Source organism: Rubrobacter marinus (assembly GCF_011492965.1).
GTDB lineage: Bacteria > Actinomycetota > Rubrobacteria > Rubrobacterales > Rubrobacteraceae > Rubrobacter_F > Rubrobacter_F marinus.
On record NZ_CP045121.1, the window covers coordinates 467,813 to 494,730 of the forward strand.

Below are 26,918 nucleotides of genomic sequence, written 5' to 3' on the forward strand. Positions count from 1 at the left end.
TCCCTGCTTGACAGCAACAGGGCGAGTTGGTAGGTTTTCATTAAATTTGATGAATACTTTGAAATCAACTCGTTCGAACTGAGGAGGACTGCCTTGTCCGAGGACATGTACCGTAACAAGCTGGTCCGCCTGCAGAAGAAGAGGGCGGAGTTGGAGAAGGGGAAGGGGCGGGAGGCCAAGGAGTTTGAAAAGCTAGAGTCAGAAATAAGCAAGGCTCAGAAGGAGATGCTCCGGACCAAGAGCGAGATGACGCGTCGCTCGAAGGCCCGTCAGGTGGAGTCGAAAAGGAAAAGCGCGGTCAAGGCGCAGGAGAAGCTCGCTAAGATCGAGTCCGATCTCGCCAAGAACTTCTCCGACCAGGCTGGTGCCCAGAGGCAGCTCGACCGGGCGGTGGCGCAGCGGATGAAAAAGGAGGAGTCGCAGGAGAAGAGGCGTCAGGCGGAAAGGATGCGCCACGAGCGGTCCGTGAGCCGCGAAATCCGCGAACAAAACAGATTGTATTCTGAACGGCTCAGCGCGGAGCAGTTGCGGGACTTACCCGAGAAGATCAAGGTGCTGTTCTTCGCTGCCGATCCGTTCGAAGAAGACCGTCTGCGCCTGGACCGGGAGGTCCGCAACGTCGCAGAGAGGCTCCGCATGGCGGAGTACAGGGACTCGGTGGGGCTGGAGCCCCGCTGGGCGGTGAGGCCGGGCGACCTCCTGCAGGCGCTCAACGAGGCCAAGCCGCGCGTCGTCCACTTCAGCGGGCACGGCTCGGAGGACGAACTCCTCTTCGAAGACGAGGCCGGCAACCCCAAGCCCATATCCAAGGAGGACATTACACGATTCATCGCGCTGGGCTCGGACCACGTGCGAGTCGTGATCTTTAACGCCTGCTTCAGCCGCGACCAGGCCGAAGCGGCGGCCGAGCACGTCGACGTCGCAATAGGCATGAACGCACCCATAGGTGACGAGACGGCCATAATGTTCGCTGAGCAATTCTACTCGGCCATAGGGTTCGGAGCGTCGGTGCAGCGCGCCTTCGACCAGGCGCTGAACCGGATAGGGCTTGAGGGGCTCCCTGGCGCGAAGACCCCAGAGCTGTTCTCGCGCGAGGGCGTGGACCCGGACGAGGTTGTTCTCGTCCGGCCGGACCTCGAAAGGAGGGCGTCTTGAACTTCCTGCACTACGAGGTCAACGCGGGGCCCGGCGACGTAGTGCGGGTCACCCTCGACAAGCAGGCCAACGTGAGACTCATGGATAGCCACAACTTTCAGCGCTACCGGAATGGGCAGAGCCACGAGTATTACGGCGGTCTGGCGGAGGTCTCGCCGTTCAACTTACGACCGCCTCACCGTGGGCGGTGGCACGTAACGGTGGACCTTGGAGGTTACGGCGGTAGCGTTAGGGCCTCCGTCTCCGTGTTATGACTGGAAACTTTCTGGAGACGTTCCGTGTACGTACACAGAGATGGTTTAGTCCAAGCATGAGCCTGAACTGCACGACCCAGGGGGTAGGTTAATCGTGGAACTCTATCGACCGGAGCTTATGCGCGGCATAGTCGACGTGCAGCGAGAGTTAGCCCAGCTAGAGGAGGTACGCCGGTCGGCACTAAGGCCGGTCGACGCGGCCGCAATGGCCGGGCTGGCCTCAATATGGGAGGCTCGCGCGGCTGACATCTTCGGTGTGGGGCAGCGTGCCGCCGAGGTGGCGTCCGGCATGGGACTCTACGGCGTGTCCAAAGTAGCGGCCAATCTCGCGGAGAGCCAGCGGAGCGAGATCGCGGGGCTAGGAGCTACGGTACCTTCCATGCCGCTCTCCGTCCTCGACGCGGGAGCCGCTGCAATTGCGAAGCCGTACGGGCAATGGAAGGCGCCCCTCATGAGGTGGACCGAACTTCCTCTCTCGGAGGTTGTCTCCGCTCAGCTTCCCTCCTTAGCTCGCCTCGTATCGGAAGCGGTCCGCCCGCAGCTGGCGAGCGCCTCTTTTGTGGCCGACCTCGACGCCGCTCGGGCGGCATCGAGGCCATCTGTCGAGTTACCAACATTCGAGTTTCCTGAAATCGACCTGGCGCCTTGGTCGCCGTACAATCCCGAGGATGTGTCGGAGGCCGAGCCCGGGCCTCAGCAGGAGGAAGAGGTCCAGGCTTCGGGAGATAGCATCGCTCCACCGACGGATCCCGAGGTCCTTTTCCGGAGAATCGAAGCTTTGGAGCGCGAGGTGACCCGTCAGAGACGCCCCTTCGTCGTCCGGCTAGGCGAGAAGGTCGTCGCCGGGTTGCTCGTTAGACTTATCTGGGAGCAGACACCAGTGAGCGACTACACCGTTGTGGCGATAGACAAGCTCGAAGTCGTCATCGACGGAGTTACATACATCCTACCCTACATTTCGTAGCTGGCTTGTTCGGCAGCATCACAGGAGACGACGGGTGATATCAGCCAAAGAAGGGCCTGGCCCTTCGCTTTTCAGGAGACTCGTGGTGGGCATTGCGGTCGCCGCGGCGCTCGTCACTGGCTTCCTGCTGTTGCAGCCCTACTTCAGCGCCCTCGTCGCGTTTGACAACCCCGAGGCACAAGGCGCCCCTTCACGAGCGGTGGTACGGGTGAGCGCACCCGAGGGCGAGCCTTACCGCATCGAATGGGGCTCAGGATTGCTGCCACCGATTGAGACAGGGACAATCGACCCCAAGCTTGGCTACCGAGATCATACAGTGAACACGAGGGCCGTGGATCCCTCCGGAGGGATCCACATGACGGTCTACGCCGGGACCGGAGACCCTTACCCTTTTGGGGATCCCAGCGAGGAGATAGGGGCCGTCCTATTCGCCTCCGGCGAGTACGCAACCTGCAGCAGGGCCAAGCAGTCCGTCAAGCTCGACTGGGCTCCTGGTAGCGAGAACAGAAACCTGATCGACTTGCTCCGCAAAAAGGTGGAATGCGGAAGTTACCGCTCCCGCATTCCCTAACGAGCAGGCAGAAGGCGGAAAGAAGCCAGAACAGGAATCAGAAATTCCTTCAGCATCTCCGCCAATCTTCAGATAACGAGATCCCCAGCGAGTAACCAATGCCCCGCTTTGCTGCTGCAGCAAAAATCGTTCAGACGGGCCGCCGTCGGCTCCGCAGGCTACGCCGACCCCGGCCCTAAGCCCAGCCCGCAATCGGCGCAACCCGGTAGGCCGGCCGGCTACCGCCCGCCGGCTCGTTTTCCTGAGTTCTTGCCAGGAACGCCAAACCCTAAGCCCGGGCGTACCGGAGCGCGCGAAGGGGCACCAGCGTAGCACCGGCAGTCGTCCTCGCAAGGGGGCCATAACAATCTCATAGTCCGGCTAGGACACGCGGCCGATACACGGTCATGGCCCCCTTGCGCTCCCTTGGTGCCGGCGCTCTCTCGCCCCCAAGTCGCGCTCCGCCAGGGAGCGGGGCGCAAAAAGAAACGCCCCGGCGGTGTTGGTAGCACCCCGGGGCCCGGCACAAGGAGGATGAGTCCTTGAGCAAGGGAAGTGTAGCGCGCCGCGCGTGTCGGGGCCTCGCGCTCTGGCGGCGCCTGGGCGCCGAGATCCGAACCACGCCCGCGGGCGGCCTGTCCGTCCCTTCGTGCAGCCGGCCCGGCCGCAGCTACCGGGTGTCTTTGGCGGGAGAGGGGCGCTGCGGCTGCGCCGACTGGCGGCGGCGCAAGGAGCCCTGCAAGCACGTGTACGCGGCGCTCGTGTGGGCGGCGAAGCGGCGCGTCGCCCTGCGGATCGCCGAGTCCGAGAGGGTGGCGGCATGATGGCCGCCGCTCCCGCCTCCGGGCGCCGCGAGGTCCACCACCGCGTCCCTCGGTGCCTGCTGAAGGCCTTCGACCGGGCTCAGGAACCCGGCCTCGAGCCCAAGGACCTGCAGGCGTGGTTCGAGTGGGAGGAGGAGGCGTTCCGCTACGGGGTGGACCCGGACCTTTCGCGCGAGGAACTGGCAAAGGTCATCGAGGGCTCCACGGTCGAGCTCGCCGGCGACGAGCACCGGGCGCTGCACGGCGCCGCCGGCGACTTCGCCCGCTGGGGAAGGCTCGGGGGCATCGAGACCTTGCGGCGCTACGGCCATCCCTGGTTCGCGCTGCTGGCGCGGAGGCGCTGGGGGAAAGTCGGCGTCGAGGCGCTCGCGGTTTATCGTGAGGAGCTTGTAGCGAAGGCGGAGGCGGCCTGATGGCCGCCCCGCTCTTCCCCCTGGGCCGCGTGGTGGCTACCCCCGGGGCGCTCGCGCTGCTCGCGGACGCCAGTGCCGATGCTTTGCCGTTCCTCGCCCGCCACGCCTCTGGCAACTGGGGCGAGGTGTCGCCTGAGGACGCCCGCGAGAACGAGCTCTCCGTCCGTCAGGGCTTCCGCATCCTCTCGTCCTACCCCATGGGCGGACACCGCATCTGGGTCATCACAGAAGCGGATCGCTCCTCGACCTGCCTGCTCCTGCCAGAGGAGTATTAGCGGCAGTACAGCTAAGGGCTCCGGAAGCGCAAGTGCCCCAGAGCCCGCACCTTGCCGATGCGCTGTTCCAACTTTGTCTTTAGATCGTCTACGTTTAGCCGTAGGATCAACGCACGTTCGGGTAGGCTACGAGTTATGGAGGTGAACACGCAGAAGCTAAAGGAGTTGAGGAGGCGCAGGGTGCTCTCGATGCGAGAGCTCGAGGCACTCTCTGGGGTCTCCCACAACACGATCTGGCGCATGGAGAGCGGCCGGCAGGGGGCGCACCCGAGGACGGTGCGCAAGCTGGCGAAGGCCCTCGGGGTCGAGCCCGAGGAGCCGCTTAGGGAGGAGTAACGTGGGGAAGAAGCGCGGCAACGGCGAGGGGTCGATCACCCGCCGCAAGAACGGCGGCTGGATGGCCCAGTACGCCGTCCACACGGCAGAGGGACGCAAGCGCAAGACGGTCTACGGCAAGACCCGCAAGGAGGTGGCGAACAAGCTTAACAAGGCCCTCTCCGACCGCGAGAACGGCCTGATCTTCGACGCCGGCAGCCAGACCGTCGGCGAGTACCTGGAGCGCTGGCTGGAGGATTCCGTCAAGGGCAGCGTCAAGCCCCGCACGCACGAGTCCTACGGCTGGCTCGTCCGCAAGCATATCGTCCCCGAGATCGGACGCGTCAAGCTCGCCTCGCTCAACCCCGCCCACCTGCAACGCCTCTACCGCTCTAAGCTCGAGGCCGGCCTCAGCCCCCGCACCGTGCAGTACGTCCACGTCGTAGTGCACCGCGCCCTCAAGCAGGCCCTCCGCTGGGGCCTCGTCCCGCGCAACGCCTGCGAGGCAGTCGACCCGCCCAAGCCCCAGAAAAAGGAGATAACGCCCCTTTCCCGCGACGAGGCCCGCCGCCTTCTCGAAGCCGCGCGCGAGGATCGCCTCGAAGCCCTCTACGTTCTAGCCGTCCACTGCGGCCTCCGCCAGGGCGAGCTCCTCGGCCTGCGCTGGGAGGACGTGGACCTCGAGGCCGCAACCCTCCAGGTGCGCCGCACCCTCACCACGGCCAAGAGCGGGCCAAAGTTCTCCACGCCCAAGACCGCCAAGAGCCGCCGCACCGTCAAGCTCAACCGCCCGGCCGTCGAGGCCCTCCGGCGTCACCACGAGAAGCAGTTCGAGGAGTCGACCATCCTTGCCGACGAGTGGCAGGACTACGGCCTCGTCTTCGCCACCACCAACGGCGCCCCCATAGACCCCAGCAACCTCGTCGCACGCTCCTTCAAGCCCCTGCTCAAGAAGGCCGGCCTCCCCAACATCCGCTTCCACGACCTCCGACACACCTGTGCGACCCTGCTACTCAGCAGCGGTGTCCACCCCAAGCTGGCCCAGGAACTCTTGGGCCACGCCACCATCTCGATAACTTTGGACACCTATTCACACGTTCTACCCGGCATGGGCGACCAGGCCGCTGCGGCCATGGAGGATGCCCTCTCCTAGAATTTCCCATGACCGTACTCAAGCCAGTCTCTGCAGAGATTAGTGATGAGTTGAAGGCGTCTACGGAATTTGTCAGTAGTAGCAGCGATGTCTGGTGGCTCTTGTGACGTTCTACAGAGATGCTTGCGCGGGGACTCCGGCCACCGTAAGCTCCCGATGGATGGGGAACGCACTTCCTGCAATAGTCAAGGGTGTCGATACCGAAAACGGTCGTAAAATAGTAAAGCTGAGGTTTAGCTAGAGTTCATGACCCAGGACGAGTTCGAGGCGCTCATGGCGGACGCGGATAAGAGAATAGAGCAAGATGTGTCGTGGACGGAGGACGAGAACCACTCTCCCGCCGTGCAGTTCCGCGTGCAGGTAGAGTCGCAGGCGGGATACCCGCTGTTCGTAAAAGGGTTCTTGAACAGGGCTTCGCAGAAACTGAGCTATGTCTTGGTCCATCGCCCCGAAGGACGAATTTACGGCCTGGACCTCGGCCAAGCGCACCGAAATCCGGATCGCCAACTTGTGGGAGCTGATAAGCATAAACACAGATGGAGTGAACGAACAGGCGTAAAAGAGGTGTATGTCCCGGAAGACATCACCGCAACTTTCGCTCAACCTATCGAGGTATGGAAGCAGTTTTGTACCGAGGCTAGGTTGGTTCACAACGGAGTAATGAACCCTCCTCCGTCTCTCCAGATGGGAATGCTGCTATGACGCTGACGCCGTGCGAACAGATCGGTAAGGGCATGGGGGAGCTGTTCGAATGCTCTCCTATGGAAGGGTACACACGAATCAGAACGCCATACCTATACCCTGACGGTGACGTGATCGACTTGTACCTGACGGACCACAGCGACCCTCCGGCCTTGACCGACCTTGGGGAGACTCTGACTTGGCTGCAGGCACAAACCGTCGCTACCCGTAAGACTGCTCGGCAGCAGCGCCTGATAGAAGACATCTGTCTGACCCACGGTGTGGAGTTCTTCAGGGGTATGCTGGTCGTGCGCGTACGGAAACCCGAAGGATTCGCTGATGCCGCCACACGGCTGTCGCAAGCTATCCTCAGTGTCGCCGATTTATGGTTTACTTTCAGGGGGCGGACCGCGGCATCTATCAACGACGATGTCGAGGAGTTCCTTACCGGTCGGCAAATCGGGTTCGAGCGTAACGAGAAGGTTGTGGGCCGTTCGGGGCGTGTGTGGACGGTAGATTTCCACACTAGGACTCCGCAAAGAAGTGCCTTGATTTACGTCCTGAGTACGGGCAGCCGGGCCACCTCACGGAGGCTGGTCGAGCACACCCTGGCGACGTGGTACGACCTTAATAACTTGCAGGTCGGGCCGGAGGCGCTGAGGTTCGTCTCTCTGTTCGACGACGAGTTGGATGTGTGGACGCCGGAGGACTTTGGGCTCTTGGAAGATTTATCAGAGGTGGCCTACTGGTCCCGTAAGGATGAGTTTGTGGAGCTGCTTACGGGCTAAGGCGAAGTAGCAGGGGCAGTGAAGGGGCCGGGATTTATAAACCCCGGCCCTTTCGCCGTTAGGAGCCGATGTCACCCCTCGCCCTCTCAAAAATAGGTGCCACAACTCGGTTGCAGTACGGTTGCAGTAAAAAGGCCCGGAGCAAATCCGGGCCTTCTCTCTTTGCCGCGTTTTCTCTGCAAAACGCGATATTTCTGTGGCGCGCTCGGCAGGACTCGAACCTGCGACCTTCTGATTCGTAGTCAGACGCTCTATCCGGCTGAGCTACGAGCGCGTGTATGTGGGCACGGTCTGGCCGTGTGGTAAGGATGATACCGCCGGAGGCGGGTTTACTCAAGGCGCTGGGGGTCTTGGGGTATACTTGCCGTAAGCCAGAGTACGGGAGCGGGGTGATGGGGCGCGGTGAGTGCGGCCATTTTGCTTGTTATAGGTGACGACGAGGAGCGGATGCGCTTGAGGAGGGCGCTCTCGGGGAGGGGTGGCGTGTGATCCCGGCGGGCACCGGGGCCCAGGCCCGCCAGATGGCGGACCGGCAGGGCTTCGAGGTCGCGGTGGTGGACAACCGGCTCCCCGACGAGCGGGGTTTTCAGCTGATCAGCAAGGTCCAGAAGCCCGGCGTGTACACGGTGGCGCTGCTTCGCGACGAGGACACGATGGACCGCATCGTGGGGATCGAGCTCGGGGCGGACTACTACATGCGCTCGCCGGTGAACCCGCGCGAGCTCGTAGCGAGGGTGAAGCAGATCCTCCGCCGCAGGGACGCTCAAGGGGGCGACGACGCCCCGAGCCGCCTCTACGTCGGCGACCTCGAGATAGACCCGGACCTCGTCGAGGTGAAGAAGGGCGGCGAGCCCGTGAAGCTCTCCCCGCGGGAGTTCAAGCTCCTCCACACCCTCGCCAAGAGCCCGGGGCGCGTCTTCCCGAGGGGGAGCCTGCTGCGCCAGGTCTGGGGCGAGGACGAGTACATCGACGAGCGCACCGTGAACGTCTACGTCCAGCGCCTGAGGACGAAGCTCGGGGACAACACCGACAAGCCCAAGCTTATAGAGACCGTGCGCGGGTTTGGTTACCGGCTCGTGAGGCCGCCCGGCTCCTGATCTCCTGGCGCCGCCGCTAGGGTTGGTGGACCGCCGGATCAGGGCTCCTCCCCGGATGGTCTCGCCTGGTCTCACGTCGTAGCCGTGCCCGACGATGCAGTCTTCGAGGTACGCCCCGTCCCCGACCGAGGCCCCGGGGAGCAGGATGCTGCTCTTGATGGTGGCGTTGGGACGCACCCAGCAGTCCGTCCCGACCGTCACGTCGCCGGCGAGGGTGACGTCGCGCCCGACCACGGCGTCCCTGCCCACGACCACGTAGCCCGAGAGGTTCGCGTCCGGGTGGATCTGGGCGTTCTCCCCGACCCAGACGGACTCTCCCCGCTTCTCCCCCGGGACCCTGACCCGCACCCTCCCCGAGAGCACGTCGAACTGCGCCTGGCGGTACGCCTCCAGCGTCCCGATGTCCGACCAGTAGAAGCTCCCCTGGTAGCCGACGAACCTCTCCCCGGCCCCCAGCAGCCGCGGGAAGACGTCCTTGGCGAAGTCGAAGAAGGCGCCGTCGGGGACGTACGAGAGCGCCCCGGGCTCCAGGACGTAGATGCCCGTGTTCGCCAGGGTGCTTATGGCCTCCTCCGGGTCCGGCTTCTCCTGGAAGCCCAGGATGTTGTCCTCCCCGTCGGTCTCGACCACCCCGAACTCCGAGGTGTCGTAGACGCGCCGGAGCGCCAGGGTCGCCAGGGCGCCCTTCTCCTTGTGGAAGCGGACGAGCCCGGTGAGGTCGACGTCGGTGAGGGCGTCGCCGGAGACGACGACGAAGGTCTCGTCGAAGCGGCCCGCGAGGCGCTTGACGCCGCCGGCCGTCCCGAGCAGCTCGTCCTCCCGCGAGAGGCGCACGGTCATGCCGTCGATGCTGGACTCCTCGCCGTAGGCCGCGAGCAGGGCGTCGGCGAGGTAGTGGACGTTCACGTGCGCCTCGGAGAAGCCGTGGCCGGCCAAGAGCTCGAAGATGTGTTGGATGATCGGGGTGTCCGCCACCGGGGCCATCGGTTTCGGCACCTCGCCGGTGAGGGGGAAGAGTCGGGTCCCCTTCCCCGCCGCGAGCACCATCGCCTTCAAAGGCGGACCGTCGGCAAGGCCTCCAGGAGACTCTGCAAAGAGCCCTTGCGTGCCATATATTCTCCCCGGTGCATGCGCGGACTCTACACGAACTCTTCCCGTCGGCCAAGATCGACGAGCCCCTGAGGCGCTACACGGCCTGGAAGATAGGCGGCCCCGCCGACGCCCTCCTCGAGCCCGGGAGCGCCGAAGGGCTGATCCGGGCCGTCCGCAAGGCCCGGGAGAACGACGTCCCCGTCACGGTCCTGGGTGGCGGGACGAACGTCCTCGTCCTCGACGGCGGCATCCGGGGGCTCACGATCCGCCTCGCCCGCTCCCTCACGAGCGTCGAGATCGAGGGGAACGGCGTCGTCGCCGACGCGGGCGTCCTCTACCCGGTCCTCGCGAACGCGACGGCCTCCAGAGGCCTGGAGGGCCTGGAGTTCGGGACCGGCATCCCGGGGACGGTCGGCGGCGCCGTCTACATGAACGCTGGGGCCTACGGCGGGGAGACGCGGGAGGTCCTCGACTGGGCCGACGTCTACCGCCCGGAGGACGGCGAGGTCGTCCGCATGGCGAACGCAGACCTCGAGTTTCGCTACCGCGGGAGCGTCCTCCACGAGCACCCCGGCTGGGTCGTGCTGCGCGCCGGTTACGGGCTCGTCCCCGGCGACGCGGAGGAGCTCAAGGCCCGCATAAAGGGTTTCCGCAAGCAGCGCATGACCGGCTCCCGAACAAGCCGAGCTGCGGCTCCACCTTCAAGCGCCCCAAGGACGACTTCCCCGGCCGCGTCATAGAGGCGGCGGGCCTCAAGGGCACCAGGATCGGGCAGCTGGAGATCTCGCCGGACCACGCCAACTACTTCGTCAACCACGGCGGCGGCACGGCGGGGACGCCCTGGCGCTCATGGAGCTCGCAAAGGAGACCGTCCGCGAGAAGCTCGGCGTCGAGCTGGAGCCGGAGGTCAGGGTGCTCGGAGAGCCCCTCTAGCCGCGAGCCCGCCGGTTCGACGGCCCCGGAGGACAGCGCGTCGTTCTGACGGGTTCCCGCCGGCGGGGGGCTAGCCCGCGGCCGACTGGCCGTCGCCGACGGCCTTCGGCGAGCGCCGGAACAGCTCGGGGATGTCGCCGAGGTCGGTGTGGAGGTCGCAGACGTCGAGGAGGGCCTGGGAGGTGCACTGGGCGGCGCTGATCGCCTCGACGCGCAGCCCCTTCTCGCTCTGAAGGTACTCGACGGCCTCGACGTAGTCGCCGTCGCCCGAGACGAGGACGTAGGCGTCGGCGTGGTCGGCCAGGCGCATCATGTCCACGACGATGCCCATGTCCCAGTCGCCCTTGTGGGTGACGGTCTTCTCGCCATCGGGGGTCACGGTCTCGTGGACGGTGAGCGGCTTGGAGCGGACCTTGTAGCCGAAGCGGTTGAGGTTGTAGACGAAGGAGCGGGCGCCCGAGCCGCCCTGAGCTTCTTCCGTCTCGTGCTTCTCCACGATGTAGAACGTCGCGCGCAGGAGCTCCCGGCCGGCGACGGCGGCTTCGAGGAGGATGCCGTAATCCAGGACGCCCCTGTAATAGCTCTTGATGGAATGGTAGAGGTTCGCGCCGTCCACGAAGACCGCGACCCTACCCCCCTCGTTTCTGGACCTCTGAACGGCTCCCACGGCGCCGAATGGTAACAGAAAAAGCGCTTGACCGGGCCGCTCCGGAGGGGGGTGCTATGGTATGCTCGTGCGCTGAACGGGGCCGCCCGGTCCCGGTTCGAGGTCGTTCGGAAGCAGCAGGACGAGGGCGGAACATGGACTTCAATGTCAGCATAGACGAGCACGCCGACGCGTACTCCATAGTGGTCGTGAACGGCGAGGTGGATCTGCACACCGCCCCCAAGGTCCAGTACGCCATAGAGCGGGGCGCGGAGGGGGTGAGGGTGGTCGTCGTCGACATGGCGGGCGTCGCCTTTATGGACTCGACCGCCCTCTCGACGCTCATGAGGGCCAAGGAAACGCTCGAGAAGGGCGGAACGTCCCTCAGGCTCACCGCCCCGTCGGGGGCCGTCCAGCGCATCTTCGACGTCACCGGCTTCGGCGACTACTTCGAGATCTACCCCTCCCGCGAAGACGCCATCGCACGGTAGCGCGCCGGACGGGGCGCTCGACCCGGCGGTCCGCGCGGCTCGCCCCCCTCTGACCTCTCCGAGCTTGCGTAATAGAATCGGGGGACGATGATGACGGAGGCGAAAAGGATCGTTGTGCCCGAACCCCTGGCGAGGCTCGGGGAGGCGTTCGCGCGCAGGGGGCACGAGCTGTACCTCGTCGGCGGGTACGTCCGGGACCTCCTGCTCGCGGGCGAGAGCAAAAAGGACGTCGACGCGACGACGGGGGCAAGGCCGCAGGAGATCAAGGGGGTCCTGAGGCCGCTCGCCGAGCACCTGTGGACGATGGGGGAGCGGTTCGGGACGATCGGGGCGAAGGTCGGCACCTACGACGTAGAGGTGACCACCTACCGGAGCGATCTGTACACCGAGGGGAGCCGCCACCCGGAGGTGACCTTCGGCGAGAGCCTGATGGACGACCTCGCGCGGCGGGACTTCACCATCAACGCGATCTCGGCCGGCGCCGGAACCGGCGAGATCCACGACCCGTTCGGCGGCAGAAAGGACCTGTCCCTCGGGGTCATCCGGGCCGTCGGCGAGCCCCTCGACCGGATGCGCGACGACCCTCTGCGGATGCTCAGGGCGGTGCGCTTCGAGACCACGCTGACGACGCAGGAGAGGCCGTTCGCCATCACCTCCGAGCTCGAGGCGGCGATCCGGGAGAACGCCCACTGGCTCGAGAGCATAAGCGCCGAGCGCATAAGGGAGGAGTTCGAGAAGATCCTCGTCTCCGACAACGTCGCCATGGGCCTGCGCGCCCTCGTCCGGCTCGGCCTGATGCCCTACATCGTCCCCGAGTTTATGGAGACGCTCGCCGTCGAGCAGGACACCGAGTTCCACCACAAGGACGTCTTCGAGCACACCCTCATAGTGACGCAGAACGTGGAGGCCGACCCGATCCTGCGCAAGGCCGCCTTCTTCCACGACATCGGCAAGCCCCGCACCCTCGTCTACGAGCACCGCTGCACCTACTGCGGCCACAAGAGCACGCAGAAGACGCCCGGGATGGGCGAGTGCGAGCGCTGCGGCGGGCGGACGCTGCCCAAGAAGATCCACTTCTACGGCCACGAGAACGTCGGCGCCCACATCGCGAAGAAGGCGATGAAGCGCCTCGCCTACCCCAGGGACGACGCCGATGCCGTCGCCCACCTCGTCTCCAACCATATGCGCCCGATGGGCTACGCCGTGGGCCGCGACCCGTGGAGCGACTCCGCCGTCCGTCGCTTCGTCCGCGACACGTACCTCGAGCGCGGCGGGCGCGTCCTCGCAGACGTGGACATGCTCCTGAAGCTCGCCCGCGCCGACATCACCGGCAGCGCCCCAAGGAGGAGGCAGGTGGCGGTGGCGTCGTGGGAGAGCCTCAAGGCCCGCGTCGACGAGGTGCGCGCCGAGGACGCCATCGAGAAGCTCGAGAGCCCCCTGGACGGCAACCAGCTCATGAAGCTCTTCGGGCGGGGCCCGGGGCGCTGGATCAAACCGATAAAAGACTATCTGGAGAACGAGGTCGTCGAGGGCCGCCTCGGCAAGGACGATACGGAAAAGGCGGCCGAGCTCGCCACGGCCTACGCCCGGGAGCACGGCATCTTCGAGGAGGGATAGAGCGTGACCTTCGATCCTCTGACGACCACGACCTGGCTGGCCGAACACCTCGACGACGGGGCCCTCCGCGTCGTCGACATCCGGGGCTACGTCAAGAAGAGAGACCTCGGGGAAGGCCGCCAGGAGGCCGAGTACTCGGGCGCCCGCGAGGAGTACGAAGAGGCCCACATCCCCGGCGCCGTCTACGTCGACTGGACCTCCGACATCACCGACCCCGACGACCCCGTCCCCGCCCAGCTCGCCCCTCCGGAGCGCTTCGCCGCCCTCATGGGCTCCCTCGGCATAGGGGACGGCGCGCACGTCGTCGTCTACGACCACGCGGGCGGCCAGTTCGCGACCCGCCTGTGGTGGGCCCTCACCTTCTACGGCCACGACCGCGTCTCCGTCCTCGACGGCGGCTGGAGAAAGTGGACCGCCGAAGGCCGACCGACTACCCCGGAGATCCCGGCCCCCACGCCCGCCGGCTTCACCCCTCGCCCGCGCCCGGAGTGGCGCGCCAGCGCCGAAGAGGTCCTGGACGCCGGCAGGACCGGCGACGCCCTCATCCTCGACGCCCGCGACAGGGGCCAGTACACCGGCTCCATAACGCGCGGCGCGGGGCGCCCGGGGCACGTCCCCGGCGCCGCTCACCTGCACGCGGACAGCCTCTTCGAGGAGGGCGGCACCTTCCGGTCGAGGGAGGATCTCGAACAGAAGCTCCGCGAGGGCGGGGTGCCCGAAGACAGGGAGACGCCCGTCGTCGCCTACTGCAACGGCGGGGTGGCGGCGACCGTTCCGCTCTTCGCCATGCACCGCCTCGGCTACAAAAACCTCGCCAACTACGACGGCTCGTGGAACGAGTGGGGCGTGCGGGAGGACCTGCCGGCCGAAAGGTAGTGACCGTCGCGGGCGAGGCGCTGAGATCCAGCGGTATAGTAGAGGTATGAGCAAGGCTCTGAATACGAAGATCGTCTCGCGAGACCCCGACGTGGTGAGTGGCGCCCTGGTCTTCGCGGGAACACGAGTACCCGCGAGGAACCTGGTGGATTACCTGAAGGCCGGTCACGACTTGAACGACTTCCTCGACGACTTCCCGGGCGTGAGCCGCGAGCAGGCCGAGGGCTGCCTGGAGCTAGCGATGGAAGCCGTGGAGGAGCTTCGCCCTGTGCGTGCTCCTCGATGAGAACCTTCCCCGTAAACTAGCACGACTCTTCGGCCCCAGAGTCGAGGTCGTCACGGTCCGCGAGCGTGGCTGGGGTTCGAAGAAGAACGGAGAGCTTCTCGCCGCGGCAAGCGGAGAGTTCGACGCTCTACTTGCCGCCGACCGTAACCTCCCCGACCAGCAGAACCTCGCGCGTTACGATGTCACCGTGCTGGTCCTCGAGGCTCGCAGCAACACGCTGGAGGACCTTGCCCCACTCGTTCCCGGGGCGATCGAGGCTCTACGCCGGGCTAGGCGGGGCGAAGCGGCGCGTGTTGAGGCCTGACGGCGCCTCCCACCCAGAGTCTTCTAGCGCTGAAACTCCTGCGCCTTGAAGCGCTGGCCGGTCACGTCCCTCGACTCGTCGGAGGCGAGGTAGAGGAAGACGGCGGTGTTCTCTTCCGGTGTGATCCTCGTCTGCGGGTCTTCTTCGGGGTAGGCGGCGGCGCGCATCTCGGTGCGCATGCTGCCGGGGTCGACGGCGTTGGCGCGGATGCCGCGGTCCCGCAGCTCCGCGGCCAGAATCTGGGTGAGGCCCTCGACGCCGAACTTGCTGACGGAGTAGGCGCCCCACTCGGCCCGGCCCTCCACGCTGACGCCGCTCACCACGTTGACGATCGAGGCGCCCTCCGGCATGTGTGGTATCGCAGCCTTTGAGAGGAGGAAGGGTGCCGTGAGGTTGGCGTCTATGACCCGGCGCCACTCGTCCTCGGGGTATTCTTCTATCTTCACGCGGGGGCCGAGGAGGCCCGCGTTGTTCACGAGCACGTCGATCTTGCCGAAGCGCTCCACCGCGGCTTCTACGAGCCTCGCCACGTCGGCCTCGGACGCCACGTCCGCGGTCACGGCGAGGACCTCGGCCCCCGTCGCTTCGGCCTCCTCGGCGACGGGGCCGAGGGAGCCCTCGCTGCGGGCGGCCATCGCCAGCTTCGCGCCCTCCTTCGCGTAGGCGAGCGCGAGCGCCCTGCCGAGCCCCCGGCTTGCCCCGGTGATGAGTGCGACTTTGCCTTCGAGCATGGTCCGTCCTTTCCGCTTGCTAGCTCTCGACGCCCCTGCTCCTACGCTCGTTCGGGGCGCGAACCCCGACAGTCTACAGCGACTGCCGCCTGGATCCCCGTGCGCCGTCTTGCTCCTCGCCGGGAGGATCCCGGACCGGTCGGCCTCTAACTTACTGCAAACCCGTGCCGCTTGGCGTATAAAGGGTTCGTGATCGCATCCGTGGCAGAATCGGCGATGGGGACGAGGACGTACCTTGTACGGTGAGAACGCGCCGCCGTCCTGGGCGCGGCTGCCGGGTGCGCGGTGCCGGGCCGTGGAGCACCTGACCAAGCTGGAGGGCTTGCAGGAGTTCGAGCTCCTAGCGGGCCTCGAGGAAGGCTTCTTCCAGTCGATCGCGATCTCCGCCGAGGTCCTCGAGATCGGCGCCGGAACGGCGATCTACCGCGAGGGCCAACCCTCCGGCGCGGTCTACTTTATGCGCGAGGGCCGGGTGAAGCTCCACCGCACGAGCGGCGGCCCGAAGTCGCGCGACCAGATCCTGGGCGTCGTCGGCGACGGCTCCGTCCTCGGCCTCGCCTCCGCCCTCGAGGGCAAGCCCCAGAGCCACGGCGCCTCCGCCCTGACCGACTGCGTCCTCTACGCCGTCTTCCGCGACGACCTCGTCAACCTCGTCCTCGCCCACCCCGAGGCCGCCCTCAGGCTCGCCCAGGCCCTCGCCGCCCGCAACCGCGAGCTCGAGGACCTCGTCGGCGACCTGGTCTTCCACAGCGCCCCCCAGCGCGTGGCGCGCATGCTCCTGAACCTCGCGACCGAGGAGGGGCGCGTCACCAAGCGCGGCGTCGTCTTCGAGCCCTCGCTCTCCCGCCAGGAGATGGCCGAGGCGACCGGCATCTCGCGCGAGGCCCTCTCGCGCGCCCTGAGCCGCCTCGCCCAGGAGGGCATCTTGAGCCTAGACGGCAAGACGATCACCATCCTCAAGCCCGTCGAGCTCCGCGCCCGAACCTGAGAACGCTTCGCAATAAGAACCCGTTTTGCGGGTAATTTGATCTGGATCACGCGCGTCCATGATGCCGATCATGGGCCCCGATGATGGGCGTCATCGGGGGGTATCCGGCCCCTCCCGGCCTTGTTATAAAGCCTGTACAGAGAGCAGGTTCCGAGAGGAGGAACACAGTGACCTACGTTATCACCGAGCCGTGCATCGGCACGAAGGACCAGTCCTGCGTCGAGGTTTGCCCGGTCGATTGCATCTACGACGCGGGCGATCACTTCATGATCAACCCCGAGGAGTGCATCGACTGCGGCGCCTGCGAGCCGGAGTGCCCGGTCGAGGCGATCTACCCCGAGGACGAGGTCCCGGACGATCAGGAGAGCTACATCTCCAAGGCCGCCAGCCACTTCGAGTAGGACCGCAGGGGCTGTACGGACGGGGGAGGGGCCTTCGGGCTCCTCCCTTTTTCGCGCCGCGCGCTAACTGCTGCTGGACTAGAAGCCCGCGAGCGGTCCGACGCGGACCTCGCCGCCCCCGCAGACCTTCTGCCCGAGGCGCGCGAGGCAGCGCTTGAGCTCGACCCGGGCCGCGCCTCTGGCCGGGGAGGAACGCATGATGCTTCGGAGAAGCACGTCCTCCGGGCGCAGCTGCGTCCTGAACTCGGCGAGCACGCCGTCTCCCCGGTCGCGGATCACGCACTCTCCGTAGCCCGAGATCGGGCCCTCGTACGTCCACCGGAGCAGCCCGTGCGGCTCCGCCTCCTCCAGGACGCTCAACACCTTGCGCCGCGCCCCCAAGAGCGAGACCTCCCACTCCGAGACCATCCCCCGGGACCCGGCCCCCTCCAGGATCTCGACCCGCTTCACCCCGGGCGCCCAGCCAGGGAAACCCCGGACGTCGAGGAGCGCCTCGTAGAGCGCGCCCGGCCGTACCGGCGCGAAGAGGCTCGCCCCGAGTACCTCCCCCTGTTTGTTCGAGGTTGCAACGCTCATGTTGCGAGATAATACAACACGACGGCGCGGCCTCCGCCACTTCTCGCCCTATAATCGCGGCGTGGAGCGTTCGGACGGCATGAGGTGGCGGACGGTGGGGGCGGAGTACCTCTTCTGCAACCCGTGGTGTTCGTTCCGGGTGGACGAGGTCGAGTTGCCGGACGGGGTCAGGATCGGGTACGGGGTGTTGGAGAGCGGCGGGTTCGCGGCGGTGGTCCCGGTGACCTCCGACGGCCGCGTGGTGCTCGTGAAGCAGTGGCGCCAGCCCGTCGGCGGGTTCACGCTGGAGCTGCCGGGTGGGGGCGTGGAGGCGGGGGAGGACCCGCGGGAGGCCGTGCAGAGGGAGCTTCGGGAGGAGGCCGGCTACGAGGCCCGCGACCTCGTCCACATGTACTCGGTGCACACGAGCCCCGGGCGCTCGACGGAGGTCTGTCACCTCTTCCGGTGCCGGGCCGAGAAGCTGGACCGGGGACCCGAGCCCGAGCCGACGGAGTTCGTCTCGGCGGTGGAGATGCCGATCTCGGAGGCCAGGGAGAAGGCTTCGCGCGGTGAGATCACGGCCGCGACCACCGTCCTCGGGCTGATGCTGGCCGGGGGGAGCTGAGGTTGTGCGGGGAAACGCGCTAAGTTACATTGGTCGCGAGAGAGCGATCGGGGAGCCGAGAGGCTGAGAGGGCGGTCGGGTTCGTCAGGAACCACGGCGCCGACCCGTTTGACCTGATCCGGGTAATGCCGGCGGAGGGAAGCACGCCATGTCGAAGCACGGAGCGTCCGGGGACCCCGGACCTCGACTCTGCTCACTTCCCCCTCCTGGCGAGCCCAGGGTTCGACCGAGGAGGTAGAGGGGCAATGCATCTTCACGCTTTCGGGGCCCGTGGGTCCGAGCCCGGCGGGTCGTGGCCCGTCGGGGAGCCCGTCGCATGAGGGCGGCCGGCCTGGTCTCTCGCCACCCGGAGGCGTGGCGTGGCGCGACGGAGCACCCGTTTCTGGACTCCGTGCGTGACGGTACCCTGCCCGCAGGCGCCTTCGAGGCGTGGCTCGGGCAGGACTACCTGTTCGTCGGCGACCTTCTGGCCTTCCAATCTCGCCTGCTCGCCCGAGCCCCGCGCCCGGCTCAGGGGGTGCTCGCCGCGGGGCTCGTGGCGCTCGAGGACGAGCTCGGCTGGTTCGAAGAGATGGCGAAGGAGCGCGGGATGACGCTCGGAGACGCGCGACACCCCACCACGGAGGCCTACCGGAGCCTCCTCGACGGGCTGGAGGAAGCCCCGTACCCCGTCGCTATAACGGCGCTGTGGGCGCTGGAGCGGGCGTACCTCGAGGCCTGGAGGAGCGCCGAACCGGGACACCCGGACTACGCAACCTTCGTCGAGCACTGGACGACGCCGGAGTTCGCCGGGTACGTGGACGGGCTCGAGGAGGCCGCCGACGCCGTGCTCGGGGCCGATGGGTCGCCGGAGAGGCGCGTCGAAGAGGCGTTCCTCGAGATCGCCTCTGTCGAGAGGGATTTCTGGGAGATGGCCCTGTCCCACGCCGCTCCCAGGCGCGCCGGGGGCGAGGGGTGAGCCTGTCGAAGGCTCTGTGGGAGGAGAATGCGGGGTTCGCCCGGGCCTCCCTGGAGCACCGCTTCGTGCGGGGCCTCGGGGACGGCAGCCTGCCGCTCGGGAGCTTCCGGGCGTACGTCGCGCAGGACGCGTTCTTTCTGGAGAGCTTCGCCCGGGCCTACGCCCTCGCGCTCGCCCACAGCCCCGACGGCGAGGGGATGCGCGAGTTCGCGGGGCTCGCGAAGAAGCTCGAGCGCCTGATAGACCGCTACGCCTCGGATGAGCCCGCCGTACACGACGCGTACCGCCGCGCCATGGAGCTGGAGCTCGCCTTCTTCGAGGCGAACGCCGGGGCGGATTGATCTTGGCCGGTGTTCGGGTCGGCCGTGGGCCCGTGAGGGCGGAGCCGAAGCTCGCCGCCCGGGGGATCGGGGTCGAGAAGGGCGGCGTGAGGATACTGGACGGCGTGGACCTCGAGGTCGCGCCGGGGGAGTTCGTGGCCCTGATCGGGCCGTCCGGCGCGGGCAAGTCCACGCTCCTCGGCCTGCTGGCCGGTCTGGAGGCGCCCTCCGAGGGCGTCGTCGAGAAGGACGGGGTCCCTCTATCGAGCCCCGGGCTCGTCTCCTACATGCCCCAGAGCGATCTCCTCCTCCCCTGGCGGAGCGTCGTCGCCAACGTGGCCCTGGGGCTGGAGGCCACGGGGGTCTCGAAGAGGGAGGCGCGGGAGCGGGCGTCGGAGTCGCTGGAGCGCTTCGGGCTCGACGGGTTCGGCGGAGCGCCCCCGTGGACGCTCTCTGGAGGAATGCGCTCGCGCGTGGCGCTCCTCAGGACGGCGCTCCTGGATCGGGACGTGCTCCTCCTCGACGAGCCTTTCGGCGCCCTGGACGCCCTGACGCGCCGGGACTTGCAGGGCTGGATCCTCGGGGTGCGCGACGAGCTCGCCGCCACCATCGTCCTCGTTACCCACGACGTCGACGAGGCGATCCTGCTGGCGGACCGGGTCGTCGTGCTCTCGGAGCGTCCCGCCCGCGTCGCGCTCGACCTCGAGGTGGACCTCGAGAGGCCCCGCACCATGGAACAGGAGACGACCGAGGGCTTCGCGGCCCTGAAGGCGCGGCTCCTCGGGGCGCTCGGGGTGCTCCGATGAAGCATCGCAAGACAGGGGCGCGCAAGAAGGCCGGCGGGGGCAGGCTCCGGCGCGCGCTCCCGGCGGTGCTGCTCGGCCTCCTGGTCCTCGCGGGGTGGGAGGGGGCGGTGCGGCTCTTCGGCATCCCGTCCTTTCTGCTGCCCGGACCGGTGGAGATAGCCGGGGCGTTCTGGGAGGCCCGGGCGCTGCTGCTGGAGCACTCCATACCAACGGCGTTCGAGGCGATCGTGGGCTTTCTCTGCGCGGCGGTGACCGGGGTGGTGTCGGGCTTCCTGATCAACCGCTCTGCGCTCATGGAGCGGGCGTTGTACCCGTGGCTCGTCGCCTCGCAGGCGGTGCCGATCATCGCGCTCGCGCCCGTGCTCGTGACGTGGTTCGGCTACGGGCCGGTGCCGAAGGTGATCGTGGTGACGCTGTTCTGCTTCTTTCCCATCACCGTCGCCACGGCGGACGGGCTGAGGTCCATAGACCCGGAGTTGATCCGTCTCATGCGTTCTTTTGGCGCCACGGGGTGGCGCGTCTTCTCGATGGTCGAGGTGCCGGGGGCGCTGCCGTTCCTGTTCGGGGGGTTCAGGCTCGCCGTGACGTACTGCGTCATCGGGGCGGTGACGGGGGAGTGGGTGGGCTCCAGCGAGGGCCTCGGTTTCCTCATAAACGCGGACAAGTCGCAGTTCGAGATCGCGCGCCTCTTCGCGGAGATCGGCATCCTCTCCTTTATGGGCGTCGGCCTGTTCCTGCTCGTCGCCGGGCTCCAGCGCCTCGTCGCCCCCTGGACCCTCCGGAGGAACGGCTGATGCCTTTGTGTTAGTGTGACCGTCAAACACGGCGGAGCTTCCCCGCAGGGGCGCGGGGCGGCTGAGAGTCGGCGAGAGCCGAGACGCTTGGAACCTGACGTGGGTAATCCCACCGGAAGGGAGTGGTCCTCATGGAACCCCCGTACGAACAGGCCATCGACCGTACCATCGAGGCGCCGCCCGCGCCGCTCCGCTCGCCGGCAGTCAGGTGCCTGCTCCTCCTTGCGCTATCAGGCCTCTGCGCGACCCTCGCCTCCTGCGGGGGAGGGCCCGCGGCGAGCTCCGCCGGATCGGGAGGGGGCGGCCCGGATGCGGTTACTCTGACGCTCGACTGGTACCCGAACGCCGACCACGCCGGGGTGTATGTGGCGCAGGAGAGGGGCTTCTTCGAGGACGAGAACCTCGAGGTCGAGATCCAGCAGCCCTCCGACCCTGCCGCCGTCCTTCAGCTCGTCGCCGCCGGGAGGAGCGAGTTCGGCATCTCCTACGAGAACGAGGTGACAAACGCCGCCGTCCGGGAGATCCCGGTGCAGTCCGTAATGGCGATCATGCAGGAGCCCTTGAACTCCATCATCGCCCTGGAGGGGTCCGGCATAGACGGGCCCGAGGACCTGGCGGGCAAGAGGATCGGCTACGCCGGGCAGAGCTTCGGGACGGCGGTAATCGACACGGTGGTCGAGGAGGCGGGGGCGGACCCGGCCTCCGTCGAGAAGATCAACGTCGGCTACGACCTGCGCCCGGCCCTGACCTCCGGGCGCGTCGACGCCATCGTGGACGCGTACTGGAATATCGAGGCGGTCGAGCTCGAGAGGGAGGGCTTCGAGACGAACGTCATAAGGCTCCCCGAGGTCGGCGTCCCGAACTACAACGAGCTCCTGGTCGCGACCTCCGACGACTACGCGCGGGAAAACCCCGAGGTCGTCCGGCGCTTCGTCTCCGCGCTCGTGAGGGGCCACGAGGCCGCGCTCGAGGACTCGGAGGCCGCGCGCGACGCCCTGCTCGCGGCGAACGAGGAGCTCGACCCCGAGGTCGCCGCCCGTACGCTGGAGCTTACCGTGCCCATCTTCGGGAGCGGAGGGGGCCCGGTCGGCTACCAGGACCCGGAGGAGTGGGAGGCCTACATAGCGTGGGCCGTGGAGAACGGCGTCCTGGAGGAGAAGGTGGACGTGGGGGACGCGATGACGAACGAGTTCTTGCCGGAGGGCTAGGGAGGGGGCGCCTTTGAAGCGTGTCTTGAGCATAGCGACGAGCGATTCGGGGGCGGGGGCCGGCATACAGGCCGACCTGAAGGCGTTCCTGCGCTGCGGGGTCTACGGGACGACGGCGATCGTCGCCACCACCGCCCAGAACACCGTCGGCGTCACGGACATCTTCGCCTTCCCCCCGGAGGTCGCGGAGAAGCAGATCGAGGCCGTCGCCTCGGACATAGGCGTCGACGCGGTGAAGACCGGGATGCTGTTCAACGCCGGCATGGTCTCCGCCGTCGCCGGGGCGATCGACCGACTCGGGCTGCCGAACGTCGTCGTGGACCCGGTGATGGTCGCCGAAAGCGGTGCGGTCCTCTTGGAGCCCGACGCCGTCGAGACGTACAAGAGCGAGCTCTTCCCGCTCGCGACCGTTATCACCCCGAACCTGAACGAGGCCTTCGCGCTCGTCGGGGAGCCCGTGGACGAGGACCGGATGGAGGACTGCGCGGTGACGCTGCACGCCATGGGGCCGAAGGCCGTCATCATCACCGGCGGGCACACCTCGACCGGGGCCGACCTGCTCTACGACGGGGAGGGGTTCAAGAGGATCGAGGGTCCCGTCCATCCCTCCGAGAACACGCACGGGGCCGGGTGCACCTACTCCTCGTCGCTCGCGAGCTTTCTGGCTCTGGGGTACGGGATCGAGGAGGCCGCGAGCAGGGCGCACGCCGTCGCCTCGGAGGCGGTCGAGCACGGGCTCGGGGAGATCGGGGAGGGCGCGGGGCCGGTACACGCCCTCGGCGGCGTGCTGAAAGGGGTAGCCCAATGAACGCTCAGGAAGCTCTACGCAAGATCTCGGACGAGAAGCCGCTCGTCCACCACCTGACAAACTACGTGACGGTCAACCTCGTCGCCAACGTGACGCTCTCGACGGGGGCGCTCCCGGTGATGGCGCACGCGGCCGAGGAGGTCGAGGAGATGGCGAGCCTCGCCTCGGCGCTCGTCCTGAACATCGGGACGCTCGACCCGGGCCAGATCGGCTCGATGCTCCTCGCGGGTAGAAGAGCGAACGAGCGCGGCATCCCCGTAATCCTCGACCCGGTGGGTGCGGGGGCCACTTCCTTGCGCACCCGCACCGCCGAACGCCTCCTCTCCGAGCTCGAAATAGGGGCCGTCTGCGGCAACGCCGGCGAGGTCGCCACGCTCGCCGGCCTCGACGCCGAGGTGCGCGGGGTGGAGAGTCTCGCCGGCGACGCGCAGAGCGCCGCCCTGCAAGCCGCCCGCTCTTTGGGCGTGACCGTCGCCGCCACGGGGCCCGTGGACTACGTGAGCGACGGCGCGCGCACCCTCGCCGTCTCCAACGGGCACGCGCTGATGGGCCGCGTCGTCGGGAGCGGCTGCGCCTCGACCTCCACCATCGGCTGCTTCGCCGCGGTCGGCGGGGCGGACGCGGAGACCGTCGCCCACGCGCTCGCGTACTACGGCCGGGCGGGGGAGGTCGCGGCCGGGAGCTCCGGGGTGGGGGGCGGGGGCACCTTCGAGCCCCGCTTCCTCGACGCCCTCGCGGCGCTCGCCGGGGAGCCGGGGGAGCTGAGGGGGAACGTGCGGGTGGAGGAGATGTCCGTTGGCTAGGTCGGCCGCGCGCGACGGAGGGTACACGAGCACCCGGAAGCTCGCCCTCGCGGGGCTCTTCGCGGCTTTAGGGGTGCTGCTCTCGCTCTTCGCGATCCCGGTCGGCGGCGCGCGCGTGCTGCCGTTCCAGCACGCCATCAACGCGGTCGCCGGGGTGGTCCTCGGGCCGTGGTGGGCGGCGGGGGCCGCGCTCGTCGCCGCCACCCTGCGGTTCTCGCTCGGGACGGGGAGCCTCTTCGCCTTCCCGGGGAGCCCGTTCGGGGCGCTCGTGGTGGGGCTCGTCTACGTCTACCTGAAGCGGGACGAGGCCGCGCTCTCGGAGCCCCTCGGGACCGTGCTCATCGGGGCGCCGCTCGGCGCGCTGCTCATCTCCCCGTTCCTGGATCTGGGTGCTGCCGGGGGCGTCGGGGTGCTCATGGTCTCGTTCGCGCTGTCGAGCATCCCCGGCGCGATCCTGGGCTACCTCCTGCTCAAGGCGCTGCGCCGGGCGGGCGCGATCCGCTAGGCATCGGTTCACGGAACCGGACGGGCCATCTTGTATAACTAGCGGTATGAGGACGGATTCACCGATCGAGCGCATCCTGGGCGAGACGGACCACCGCCCGTACCCCGTGCCGGAGGGCTCGTGGGCGCTGAGCATGAAGTGGCACGACGTGCTCTTCATGCACTGGCCCGTTCCGGAGGAGTGGCTGCGCCCCCTCATCCCCCCGTCGCTGGAGCTCGATTCCTTCGACGGGTCGGCCTGGCTCGGGGTGGTGCCGTTCAGGATGTCCGGGGTCAGGCCGCGGCTTCTGCCCGCCGTTCCCCCGCTCTCGAACTTCCCGGAGATCAACCTGCGCACCTACGTCACCCGTGACGGAAAGCCCGGCGTCTGGTTCTTCAGCCTCGACGCCCACAACCCCGTCGCCGTCCGCCTCGCCCGCGCCACCTTCTCGCTCCCCTACTTCGACGCGAGGATGTCCTCCCGCCCCTCCGGCGACGGGATAGATTACAAGAGCGTGCGCACCCACAGGGGCGCGCCGCCCGCCGCCTTCATAGGGCGCTACCGGCCGACGGACGGCCGGTCCGACGGGGGCCCCGGGACGCTGGAGAACTTCCTGACCGAGCGCTACTGCCTGTACAGCGCGGACGGCAGGGGGCGCGTCCGGCGCGGGGACATCCACCACGAGATGTGGCCGCTCCAGGCGGCCGAGGTCGAGGTGGAGTACATGGAGATGACAGGGCAGATCGGGGTGGTCCTCCCCCAGACCGAGCCCGTCGTCCACCTCGCCCGCCGCCTCGACGTCGTCGCCTGGGCCCCCCGGCGGCTGGACCCGTGAAGCCCCTCGAACGGTTGGGGGAGGCGCGCCTGCTCCTCGTCACCGACCCGCGCCCCGACCTCGCCGACAGGGTGCGCGCGGCCGTTCGGGGCGGCGTGGACGCGGTGCAGCTCCGGGATAAGCATGCCTCACGCGAGGACCTACTGAGGCTGGCCGAGGAGCTGCGCGAGGTCTGCGAGGGGGCCGGCGCCCTGTTCACCGTCAACGACGACGTGGAGCTCGCCCGCCTCTCCCGCGCCCACGGGGTACACCTCGGCCAGGAGGACGGACCGCTGGCGGGGGCGCGGGAGGCCCTCGGTCCCGACGCCGTCGTCGGCCGTTCGGTCGGGAGCGCGGAGGAGGCGGTCGAGGCCGTCCGGGAGGGGGCGGACTACCTGGGGGTCGGCACGATCTACGCCACCCCGACGAAGCCGGAGGAGGAGGCGGACGGCCCCGCGCTGCTCGGGGAGGTCGCCGACCTCGGGCTGGTGGTCCCGTGGTTCGCCATCGGCGGCATAACGCTCGAGACCGCACGGGAGGCCGCGGCGGCGGGGGCCTACGGCTTCGCGGTCGTCCGGGCCGTGCTCGACGCCGACGACCCCGCCTCCGCCGCCCGAGAGCTGCGTTCCATCCTGGACGCGAGCTCCAGGCCTTGACGGTCAAGGCCGACCTCGTCTCCGGCATCCTCCCCGTCCGCCCCGACGGGCGGATGCTCCTGCTCCAGCGGCCCGGCACGAAGACCTGGGAGCCCCCGGCGGGGCGTCTCGCCCCCGGGGAGAGCTTCGCCATCGGGGCCGTCCGCGAGGTCTACGAGGAGACGGGCATGCTCGTGGGACCGCAACGCCTCCTCGCGACCTGGGTCGGGGAGCGCCCCGGCGGCGGCCTCCTCGCGAGCGCCACTTACATAGGGCGGGCCACGCGGGGCGAAGTCCGGATCTCCCACGAGCACCTCGGGTACAAATGGGTGACGCTGGACGAGTGGCTGGAGCTCCCGAGCTGGTGGAGCCGCGAGAACATCCTCGGGGTCGCGGGGCCCCTGGCCGCGCTCCCCGAGGAGGCCGCCCCCGAGCCGCCCCCCCCGGCGCCGCCTCGTCCCGGGGTGGTGAACGCCAACCTGGGCGCGGGGACCGTCGTCGTGGACGGTAGCGGAGGCGAGCCGAGGGCGCTCCTCCTGCGGCGCCGCAAGCCGCCCGTGGGGTTGTGGGAGAACCCGGGCGGGATGCTCGAGCCCGGCGAGGACTTCGTGCGGTGCGCCCGGCGCGAGACCGTCGAGGAGACCGGTCTCGACGTCGAGCCCGCGGCCCCGTGGTGGGCCCGGGTCGAGGGCTGGAACGCCCCCGACGACCCCGAGCTCTACGCCGGCGTCGGCTTTCTCGCGCGCCATCCAGGGGGGGAGGTCCGGCTCGAAGACTCCGCCCACGACCGCCACCTCTGGGCCACCGAAACCGAGTGGCGATCGCTGCGTACCTGGTACACGAGCGACGAGTCCGACGCCCTGTGGGACGCGGTGAGGAGGCTGGCATGGTAGGGCAAGAGGCGCGGAAGAGACCCGAAGAGGGGCCCGCCGGGGGAGTCGCGGGGCCTCCGGGGTCGGGCGACTCCTCCCGCTCCCGGGGGGGCTGGAGGACGTGGGTGCTCGTCCTCGGGGTGTTCGTGATCCCGATCCTGCTCTACGCCGCGATCCCGGCGGTCGCGGCGCTGGCGATACCGCCCGGCAGAAAGGTGGCTTTATCGGCCGCTCTCGTCGTCGTCGCGGAGGGGACGTTCTTCGTCTCGGCGCTCGTGCTGGGACGGGAGGCCGTCCGGCGCTACCGCCGCTACCTCGACCCCCGCACCTGGTTCCGCCGGACCCCGAGAGGCTGAACGAGTTCGACGTCATACGCCGCCTCTCGGGGCGCCTCCCCGCGCC

Annotated in this window: 36 protein-coding genes, 1 tRNA gene, 2 pseudogenes and 1 riboswitch; of the genes and pseudogenes, 34 read left to right on the forward strand and 5 right to left on the reverse strand. The window is 68.1% G+C overall.

All coding sequences use genetic code 11. The features are described 5' to 3' along the window. The first annotated feature begins 93 nt into the window (after window positions 1-93). From GBA65_RS23890 to GBA65_RS02425, 11 genes are all read left to right on the forward strand, one after another. A complete protein-coding gene (locus tag GBA65_RS23890; protein WP_166395211.1) occupies window positions 94-1,155 on the forward strand; it encodes a CHAT domain-containing protein in 1,062 nt (353 codons plus the stop codon). Next, window positions 1,152-1,409 carry a DUF1883 domain-containing protein gene (locus tag GBA65_RS02380; RefSeq protein WP_166395212.1) on the forward strand — a complete coding sequence of 86 codons (258 nt, stop codon included), beginning with the start codon at window positions 1,152-1,154 and terminating at the stop codon, window positions 1,407-1,409. Before GBA65_RS23890 ends, GBA65_RS02380 begins: the two co-directional genes overlap by 4 nt. A gap of 94 nt (window positions 1,410-1,503) precedes the next feature. Continuing rightward, a complete protein-coding gene (locus GBA65_RS02385) occupies window positions 1,504-2,373 on the forward strand; it encodes a hypothetical protein (RefSeq protein ID WP_166395213.1) in 870 nt (289 codons plus the stop codon). Window positions 2,374-2,407: 34 nt separating this feature from the next. Next, window positions 2,408-2,944, forward strand: a complete 537-nt coding sequence (locus tag GBA65_RS02390) for a hypothetical protein (protein ID WP_166395214.1) — start codon at window positions 2,408-2,410, stop codon at window positions 2,942-2,944. 521 nt (window positions 2,945-3,465) lie between these two features. Next, entirely contained in the window at window positions 3,466-3,747 is a 282-nt protein-coding gene (locus GBA65_RS02395) for an SWIM zinc finger family protein (protein ID WP_166395215.1), read from the forward strand. Continuing rightward, a complete protein-coding gene (locus GBA65_RS02400; RefSeq protein WP_166395216.1) occupies window positions 3,744-4,160 on the forward strand; it encodes a hypothetical protein in 417 nt (138 codons plus the stop codon). Before GBA65_RS02395 ends, GBA65_RS02400 begins: the two co-directional genes overlap by 4 nt. Further along, window positions 4,160-4,435: a hypothetical protein gene (locus GBA65_RS02405; RefSeq protein WP_166395217.1), complete on the forward strand. Its 276-nt coding sequence runs from the start codon at window positions 4,160-4,162 to the stop codon at window positions 4,433-4,435. Before GBA65_RS02400 ends, GBA65_RS02405 begins: the two co-directional genes overlap by 1 nt. Window positions 4,436-4,570: 135 nt before the next feature. Continuing rightward, window positions 4,571-4,771: a helix-turn-helix domain-containing protein gene (locus tag GBA65_RS02410; protein WP_166395218.1), complete on the forward strand. Its 201-nt coding sequence runs from the start codon at window positions 4,571-4,573 to the stop codon at window positions 4,769-4,771. A gap of 1 nt (window position 4,772) precedes the next feature. Beyond that, window positions 4,773-5,903: a site-specific integrase gene (locus tag GBA65_RS02415; RefSeq protein WP_166395219.1), complete on the forward strand. Its 1,131-nt coding sequence runs from the start codon at window positions 4,773-4,775 to the stop codon at window positions 5,901-5,903. A 246-nt stretch (window positions 5,904-6,149) separates the two neighbouring features. After that, on the forward strand, window positions 6,150-6,605 hold the full coding sequence (locus tag GBA65_RS02420) for a DUF6978 family protein (RefSeq protein WP_166395220.1): 456 nt from the start codon (window positions 6,150-6,152) through the stop codon (window positions 6,603-6,605). Beyond that, a complete protein-coding gene (locus GBA65_RS02425) occupies window positions 6,602-7,372 on the forward strand; it encodes a DUF1828 domain-containing protein (protein WP_166395221.1) in 771 nt (256 codons plus the stop codon). The genes GBA65_RS02420 and GBA65_RS02425 overlap by 4 nt, the downstream gene beginning before the upstream one ends. 197 nt (window positions 7,373-7,569) lie before the next feature. On the opposite strand, the gene GBA65_RS02430 is transcribed toward GBA65_RS02425, so the two are convergent. Next, a tRNA-Arg gene (locus GBA65_RS02430) sits at window positions 7,570-7,646 on the reverse strand. Between the two features lie 247 nt (window positions 7,647-7,893). On the opposite strand from GBA65_RS02430, the gene GBA65_RS26010 reads away from it, so the two are divergent. After that, window positions 7,894-8,469, forward strand: coding sequence for a response regulator transcription factor (locus tag GBA65_RS26010; protein ID WP_407691132.1), 576 nt, complete (start codon window positions 7,894-7,896; stop codon window positions 8,467-8,469). A gap of 420 nt (window positions 8,470-8,889) precedes the next feature. Here the strand turns inward: GBA65_RS26010 and GBA65_RS26015 are convergent. Beyond that, window positions 8,890-9,516: pseudogene (locus GBA65_RS26015) on the reverse strand (nucleotidyltransferase family protein); the annotation flags it as partial. 77 nt (window positions 9,517-9,593) lie between these two features. Here GBA65_RS26015 and GBA65_RS26020 point away from each other — a divergent pair. Both GBA65_RS26020 and GBA65_RS26025 read left to right on the forward strand, forming a co-directional pair. Further along, a pseudogene (locus tag GBA65_RS26020) lies at window positions 9,594-10,019 on the forward strand (FAD-binding protein); the annotation flags it as partial. A 116-nt stretch (window positions 10,020-10,135) separates the two neighbouring features. Continuing rightward, on the forward strand, window positions 10,136-10,543 hold the full coding sequence (locus tag GBA65_RS26025) for a hypothetical protein (RefSeq protein ID WP_407691133.1): 408 nt from the start codon (window positions 10,136-10,138) through the stop codon (window positions 10,541-10,543). Between the two features lie 21 nt (window positions 10,544-10,564). Here GBA65_RS26025 and GBA65_RS02445 read toward each other — a convergent pair whose 3' ends face one another. Further along, complete coding sequence (locus GBA65_RS02445; protein WP_166395223.1) at window positions 10,565-11,161, reverse strand: LabA-like NYN domain-containing protein; 597 nt, start codon at window positions 11,159-11,161, stop codon at window positions 10,565-10,567. 134 nt (window positions 11,162-11,295) lie between these two features. Between GBA65_RS02445 and GBA65_RS02450 the strand changes: the two genes are divergently transcribed. From GBA65_RS02450 to GBA65_RS02470, 5 genes are all read left to right on the forward strand, one after another. Beyond that, complete coding sequence (locus GBA65_RS02450; protein ID WP_166395224.1) at window positions 11,296-11,631, forward strand: STAS domain-containing protein; 336 nt, start codon at window positions 11,296-11,298, stop codon at window positions 11,629-11,631. A gap of 114 nt (window positions 11,632-11,745) precedes the next feature. Next, on the forward strand, window positions 11,746-13,248 hold the full coding sequence (locus tag GBA65_RS02455; RefSeq protein WP_166395225.1) for an HDIG domain-containing metalloprotein: 1,503 nt from the start codon (window positions 11,746-11,748) through the stop codon (window positions 13,246-13,248). A 3-nt stretch (window positions 13,249-13,251) separates the two neighbouring features. Then, on the forward strand, window positions 13,252-14,124 hold the full coding sequence (locus GBA65_RS02460; RefSeq protein ID WP_166395226.1) for a sulfurtransferase: 873 nt from the start codon (window positions 13,252-13,254) through the stop codon (window positions 14,122-14,124). Between the two features lie 46 nt (window positions 14,125-14,170). Further along, the gene (locus GBA65_RS02465) at window positions 14,171-14,410 is read left to right on the forward strand and encodes a DUF433 domain-containing protein (RefSeq protein ID WP_166395227.1); all 240 of its coding nucleotides are present in this window, start codon (window positions 14,171-14,173) and stop codon (window positions 14,408-14,410) included. Beyond that, window positions 14,397-14,714, forward strand: coding sequence for a hypothetical protein (locus tag GBA65_RS02470; protein ID WP_207956087.1), 318 nt, complete (start codon window positions 14,397-14,399; stop codon window positions 14,712-14,714). Before GBA65_RS02465 ends, GBA65_RS02470 begins: the two co-directional genes overlap by 14 nt. Before the next feature lie 23 nt (window positions 14,715-14,737). Here the strand turns inward: GBA65_RS02470 and GBA65_RS02475 are convergent, their stop codons facing one another. Further along, window positions 14,738-15,445 (reverse strand): SDR family NAD(P)-dependent oxidoreductase, encoded by a 708-nt coding sequence (locus GBA65_RS02475; RefSeq protein ID WP_166395228.1) that lies wholly within the window; start codon window positions 15,443-15,445, stop codon window positions 14,738-14,740. 235 nt (window positions 15,446-15,680) lie between these two features. Here GBA65_RS02475 and GBA65_RS02480 point away from each other — a divergent pair, with 235 nt between their 5' ends. Together GBA65_RS02480 and GBA65_RS02485 are read left to right on the forward strand one after the other, a co-directional pair. Beyond that, window positions 15,681-16,433, forward strand: coding sequence for a Crp/Fnr family transcriptional regulator (locus GBA65_RS02480; protein WP_166395229.1), 753 nt, complete (start codon window positions 15,681-15,683; stop codon window positions 16,431-16,433). Between the two features lie 167 nt (window positions 16,434-16,600). Continuing rightward, window positions 16,601-16,834: a 4Fe-4S dicluster domain-containing protein gene (locus GBA65_RS02485; RefSeq protein WP_166395230.1), complete on the forward strand. Its 234-nt coding sequence runs from the start codon at window positions 16,601-16,603 to the stop codon at window positions 16,832-16,834. A 78-nt stretch (window positions 16,835-16,912) separates the two neighbouring features. Here GBA65_RS02485 and GBA65_RS02490 read toward each other — a convergent pair whose 3' ends face one another. Beyond that, window positions 16,913-17,410 carry an SRPBCC family protein gene (locus GBA65_RS02490; RefSeq protein ID WP_166395231.1) on the reverse strand — a complete coding sequence of 166 codons (498 nt, stop codon included), beginning with the start codon at window positions 17,408-17,410 and terminating at the stop codon, window positions 16,913-16,915. A gap of 79 nt (window positions 17,411-17,489) precedes the next feature. On the opposite strand from GBA65_RS02490, the gene GBA65_RS02495 reads away from it, so the two are divergent. The 13 genes from GBA65_RS02495 to GBA65_RS02555 all read left to right on the forward strand — a co-directional run bounded on the left by GBA65_RS02495 (window position 17,490) and on the right by GBA65_RS02555 (window position 26,872). Continuing rightward, window positions 17,490-18,014: an NUDIX hydrolase gene (locus tag GBA65_RS02495; protein WP_166395232.1), complete on the forward strand. Its 525-nt coding sequence runs from the start codon at window positions 17,490-17,492 to the stop codon at window positions 18,012-18,014. Between the two features lie 38 nt (window positions 18,015-18,052). Beyond that, window positions 18,053-18,171: riboswitch (TPP riboswitch) on the forward strand. A gap of 159 nt (window positions 18,172-18,330) precedes the next feature. Next, entirely contained in the window at window positions 18,331-18,972 is a 642-nt protein-coding gene (locus tag GBA65_RS02500; protein ID WP_166395233.1) for a thiaminase II/PqqC family protein, read from the forward strand. Next, complete coding sequence (locus GBA65_RS02505; protein WP_166395234.1) at window positions 18,969-19,313, forward strand: thiaminase II/PqqC family protein; 345 nt, start codon at window positions 18,969-18,971, stop codon at window positions 19,311-19,313. Before GBA65_RS02500 ends, GBA65_RS02505 begins: the two co-directional genes overlap by 4 nt. 2 nt (window positions 19,314-19,315) lie before the next feature. Then, a complete protein-coding gene (locus tag GBA65_RS02510) occupies window positions 19,316-20,098 on the forward strand; it encodes an ABC transporter ATP-binding protein (RefSeq protein ID WP_228281621.1) in 783 nt (260 codons plus the stop codon). After that, entirely contained in the window at window positions 20,095-20,892 is a 798-nt protein-coding gene (locus tag GBA65_RS02515; protein ID WP_166395235.1) for an ABC transporter permease, read from the forward strand. Before GBA65_RS02510 ends, GBA65_RS02515 begins: the two co-directional genes overlap by 4 nt. A gap of 131 nt (window positions 20,893-21,023) precedes the next feature. After that, window positions 21,024-22,100, forward strand: coding sequence for an ABC transporter substrate-binding protein (locus GBA65_RS02520; RefSeq protein ID WP_166395236.1), 1,077 nt, complete (start codon window positions 21,024-21,026; stop codon window positions 22,098-22,100). 13 nt (window positions 22,101-22,113) lie between these two features. Continuing rightward, window positions 22,114-22,908: a bifunctional hydroxymethylpyrimidine kinase/phosphomethylpyrimidine kinase gene (gene thiD / locus GBA65_RS02525; RefSeq protein WP_166395237.1), complete on the forward strand. Its 795-nt coding sequence runs from the start codon at window positions 22,114-22,116 to the stop codon at window positions 22,906-22,908. Next, window positions 22,905-23,711, forward strand: coding sequence for a hydroxyethylthiazole kinase (gene thiM / locus GBA65_RS02530; RefSeq protein WP_166395238.1), 807 nt, complete (start codon window positions 22,905-22,907; stop codon window positions 23,709-23,711). The genes thiD and thiM overlap by 4 nt, the downstream gene beginning before the upstream one ends. Beyond that, complete coding sequence (gene thiW / locus GBA65_RS02535) at window positions 23,704-24,216, forward strand: energy coupling factor transporter S component ThiW (RefSeq protein ID WP_166395239.1); 513 nt, start codon at window positions 23,704-23,706, stop codon at window positions 24,214-24,216. The genes thiM and thiW overlap by 8 nt, the downstream gene beginning before the upstream one ends. Before the next feature lie 46 nt (window positions 24,217-24,262). Beyond that, a complete protein-coding gene (locus GBA65_RS02540; RefSeq protein WP_207956088.1) occupies window positions 24,263-25,030 on the forward strand; it encodes a YqjF family protein in 768 nt (255 codons plus the stop codon). Then, entirely contained in the window at window positions 25,027-25,665 is a 639-nt protein-coding gene (gene thiE / locus GBA65_RS02545) for a thiamine phosphate synthase (protein WP_207956089.1), read from the forward strand. The genes GBA65_RS02540 and thiE overlap by 4 nt, the downstream gene beginning before the upstream one ends. Next, window positions 25,662-26,537 carry an NUDIX hydrolase gene (locus tag GBA65_RS02550; RefSeq protein WP_166395240.1) on the forward strand — a complete coding sequence of 292 codons (876 nt, stop codon included), beginning with the start codon at window positions 25,662-25,664 and terminating at the stop codon, window positions 26,535-26,537. The genes thiE and GBA65_RS02550 overlap by 4 nt, the downstream gene beginning before the upstream one ends. Continuing rightward, a complete protein-coding gene (locus GBA65_RS02555) occupies window positions 26,531-26,872 on the forward strand; it encodes a transporter suffix domain-containing protein (protein ID WP_166395241.1) in 342 nt (113 codons plus the stop codon). Before GBA65_RS02550 ends, GBA65_RS02555 begins: the two co-directional genes overlap by 7 nt. Window positions 26,873-26,918: the final 46 nt, after the last annotated feature.